At 62.5% G+C, this 3826-nt stretch carries 4 protein-coding genes; 2 read left to right on the top strand and 2 right to left on the bottom strand.

Features of this window, described 5'->3' with window-relative positions; all coding sequences use genetic code 11:
- Window positions 1-496 (top strand): cache domain-containing protein (locus tag ACLP2E_RS00605; RefSeq protein WP_442464849.1); only part of this gene is annotated, 496 nt, incomplete at its 5' end.
- A gap of 53 nt (window positions 497-549) precedes the next feature.
- On the opposite strand, the gene ACLP2E_RS00600 is transcribed toward ACLP2E_RS00605, so the two are convergent.
- Window positions 550-1782 (bottom strand): MFS transporter, encoded by a 1233-nt coding sequence (locus tag ACLP2E_RS00600; protein ID WP_442464848.1) that lies wholly within the window; start codon window positions 1780-1782, stop codon window positions 550-552.
- 165 nt (window positions 1783-1947) lie between these two features.
- On the opposite strand from ACLP2E_RS00600, the gene ACLP2E_RS00595 reads away from it, so the two are divergent.
- Window positions 1948-3579 (top strand): FMN-binding glutamate synthase family protein, encoded by a 1632-nt coding sequence (locus ACLP2E_RS00595; RefSeq protein ID WP_442464847.1) that lies wholly within the window; start codon window positions 1948-1950, stop codon window positions 3577-3579.
- A 12-nt stretch (window positions 3580-3591) separates the two neighbouring features.
- Here the strand turns inward: ACLP2E_RS00595 and ACLP2E_RS00590 are convergent.
- Window positions 3592-3826, bottom strand: a 235-nt coding sequence (locus ACLP2E_RS00590) for a 4Fe-4S dicluster domain-containing protein (protein ID WP_442464846.1), incomplete at its 5' end; no start/stop codon positions are given.

The following is a 3826-nucleotide window of genomic DNA, read 5'->3' as shown; positions in this document are numbered from 1 at the left end:
AGGAGGAAATGACATGGTACGCAAGATCATCTTTGCTGCGGCGTCTGGCGCAGTCCTGGCGCTTTCGCCGGCGGCTTTCGCTCAGCAGACAGAGCATTTGGCAGGTGGCTACGAAGCCAGGGCCATGCTCAGGAATGTGGTTGACGAGGTGAAAGTCAACAGGCAGCAAGCATTGGATATGTTCAACCAGGGCGAAGGCAGGTTCCGGAACGGCGATATTTATGTGTTTTGCACCAATGCGAAGGACGGAAAATTCGTCGCCATGGGCAACCCCAATGCGAAAGAATTGCTCGGCCAGGACGTAAGGACCCTGAAGGACCCCACGGGCAAGGCCTATGGTCAGGAAATTTACGCTGCGGGACAGAAGCCGGAAGGTGAAATTACCGAGGTCAGCTACCTGTTTGCAAAGCCGACGGACCCAAAGCCAGCCGCCAAGACCAGCTTCGTGACGAGAGTGGATAACGATTACGCCTGCGGCGTGGGCTATTACAAGTAGATCGTCGTCGCCGGGATCGAGCGGTGGAGCGTTCGCTCCCGCCGCCGCCTGCGTTATTCCGCCGGCTGCGCGACCGGCGCGGCTTGCGCCTCGACGATCGGCAGATTGAGCAAGGCCGAAATCACGCCAAGCGCAATGGAGAGCAGCCAGACCGGCAAATAGGATCCGGTGCTTTGGCGGAAAAATCCGCCGAGGAGGACGCCGAGGAAGCCGCCGAGCTGGTGCGAGAAAAAGGCGAAGCCGTAGAGCATGGACAAGTTGCGGGCGCCGAACATCTGGCCGATCAGCGAGGAGGTCGGCGGCACCGTCGAGAGCCACAACAGGCCTGTGACGGCGCCGAACAGCAGCGCGGAACTGGGGCTGGCGGGCAGAGCGATGAACAGGGCGGTGGCCACGGCGCGGGAAAGATAGATGCCGGAAAGAATATAGCGGCGCGGCATGCGCATCCCGAGCCAGCCGGAGAGCAGCGAGCCGAAAATATTGAACACGCCGACCAGCGCGATGGCCCAATAGCCGATCTGCGGGGAGAGGCCGCTTTCCACGATATAGCGCTGGAAATGAACGGTGATGAAGGCGAGCTGAAAGCCGCAGGTGAAAAAACCGGCGACCAGCAGCATATAGGACTTGTGCGCCAGAGCGTGGCGGAAGGTGGCGCCCTGGCCGCCACGATGGATAAGGGCGGCGGGCGGGCTGGCGAGCGCCAGCGACAGCGGCACGATCGGCAGAATCAGGGCGGCAAAAATCAGGCAGGCGCCTTCCCAGCTGAAACGCTCGATCAAGCCGCCGGCGAGCGGCGAGAACAGGAACTGGCCGAACGAGCCTGCCGCCGTCGCCGCGCCGAAGGCGATGCTCAGCTTTTCCGGCGGCAGCAACTTGGCGAAGGAGCCGAGCACCAGATTGAACGAGGCGCCGGACAGGCCGAAACCGATCAGCACGCCGGCGCCGAGATCGAAGCCTATCGCCGTTTGCGCCTGGCCCATCAAGGCGAGGCCGGCGGCATAGAGCAGGGCGCCCGCGACCAGCACGTATTTCGAGCCGAAACGATCGGCCAGCGCGCCGGCGAAGGGCTGGCCGACGCCCCACAGCAGATTTTGCGCGGACAGGGCGATGGAGAAGCTTTCGGCGCCCCAGGAGCGCGAGGAAAACACCGGCAGTTGAAAGGCGCCCATCACGGAGCGCGGCCCGAAGGACAAAAGCGCGACCAGACAGCCGGCGACCAGGATGGCGCTCGCGGGGAGGGGGGATTTTGGGGAGGTCTGGCTCATGTCGGAAATGGGGTGTTTCACGTTGCTTCAGTCCTTTGTCAAACTATCATTGCCTCCCACTGGCGTCCTTGCCGCCCTGCAAAGGCCCTTCCGCGCAAGCGGCCGGTCAGCCTTGCGCAGGGGGAATTTCATCTGATCGTCACAACTCGACCGTGATATAGGCCTGCTGCTCTCCGAGGATCGTCCATGCGCCTACTCAAACTGATTTTTGCCCCGCGTCACGCCGCGCTCCTGTTCAGCATCCTTTTCTTTATCGGCACATTGCTCGCCATGGCCTATCACCATGACAGGGCCTTGTTGCTGGCCATTCCGCTGTTGATCTTCGGCGGCCTGGCCACAATCGGTCTGGGCGACCTGCTGCAGAAGCGCCATTCGGTGCTGCGCAATTATCCGATCCTGGCTCATCTGCGCTTCATGATCGAGGAAATCCGTCCGGAAATCCGGCAATATCTGTTCGAGAGCGAGACCGACGGCTCGCCCTTTTCCCGCGACCGCCGCGCCCTGGTCTACCAGCGCGCCAAAATGCAACTCGACAAACGTCCCTTCGGCACGCAATTGCCGGTCTATTCCGACGGTTTCGAATGGATGCTGCATTCGCTGTCGCCCCGCCCGGTGGTGAAGAAGCCGTTCCGCATCACCATCGGCGGCCCGGACTGCAAACAGCCCTATTCAGCTTCCGTCTTCAATATTTCGGCGATGAGTTTCGGCTCGCTCAGCGCCAATGCGATCCGCGCGCTCAACGGCGGCGCCAAGCTCGGCGGCTTCGCGCATGATACCGGCGAGGGCGGATTTTCGCCCTATCACGCCGAAAAGGGCGGCGACATCATCTGGGAGATCGGCTCCGGCTATTTCGGCTGCCGCACGCCGGAAGGCGCCTTTTCGTCGGAGAAATTCTCCGCCGCGGCCTTAAATCCGCAGATCAAGATGATCGAGATCAAACTCAGCCAGGGCGCCAAGCCCGGCCATGGCGGCGTGTTGCCGGCGGCGAAAGTGACCGAGGAAATTTCAACCATTCGCGGCGTGCCGATGGGGCGCGACTGCATTTCGCCGGCCTGCCACAGCGCCTTTTCGACGCCGCTGGAAATGATGGAATTCATCATGAAGCTGCGCGACCTGTCCGGCGGCAAGCCGGTCGGTTTCAAGCTCTGCCTCGGCCAGCCGGTGGAATTCCTGAGCCTGTGCAAGGCCATGCTGGCGAGTGGAGTGACGCCGGATTTCATCGTCGTCGACGGCAAGGAAGGCGGCACCGGCGCGGCGCCGCTCGAATTCATGGACCATCTCGGCACGCCGATGCGCGAGGGCCTCAATTTCGTTCATAATGCTTTGGTCGGCGCGGGATTGCGCGACAGGATCAAGCTCGGCTGCTCCGGCAAGATTCTCACCGCTTTCGACATGGCGCGGGCCATGGCGCTCGGCGCGGACTGGTGCAATTCCGCGCGCGGCTTCATGTTCTCGGTCGGCTGCATCCAGTCGCTGTCCTGCCATACCGATAACTGCCCGACGGGGGTGGCGACACAAAATCCCTGGCGCGGCCGCGCCATCGATGTTTCCGACAAGACCGTGCGCGTCGCCAATTTCCACGCCGCGACCCTGCAATGCCTTGCCGAACTGACCGCGGCGGCGGGCCTGGACCATCCCAATCAGTTCGAACTCGACCATTTCCGCCGGCGGGTTTCCGAAAGCAGCGTCATCAGTTTCGCCGATCTTTTCCCGGCGGTGCAGCGAGCTGAGTTTTTGCGCGGCGCCGAGGATGCGCGGTTGCGCGCGATCTGGGACCGCGCCAGTCCGGAGCGGTTTTCGCCGGTTCGCGAGGTATGAGCCGGCTTCTCCTCACATATTGGGGTAGTTCGGCCCGCCGCCGCCTTCGGGCGTCGTCCAGGTGATGTTCTGCGCCGGATCCTTGAAGTCGCAGGTTATGCAGTGGACGCAATACTGCGCGTTGATGACGAAGCGCGGATCGGCTTTTTTGACCTCGTCGCCGTAAAGCACTTCATAGACGCCCGCCGGGCAGTAGAGCCGCGCCGGCTCGCCATAGAGCGGCAGGTTCTTCGCCACCGGAATGTTC

This window comes from Rhodoblastus sp., from assembly GCF_052145335.1.
GTDB lineage: Bacteria > Pseudomonadota > Alphaproteobacteria > Rhizobiales > Beijerinckiaceae > Rhodoblastus.
The sequence above is the reverse complement of the archived record's forward strand: the minus strand, read 5'-3'. Positions and strand labels throughout refer to the sequence as shown.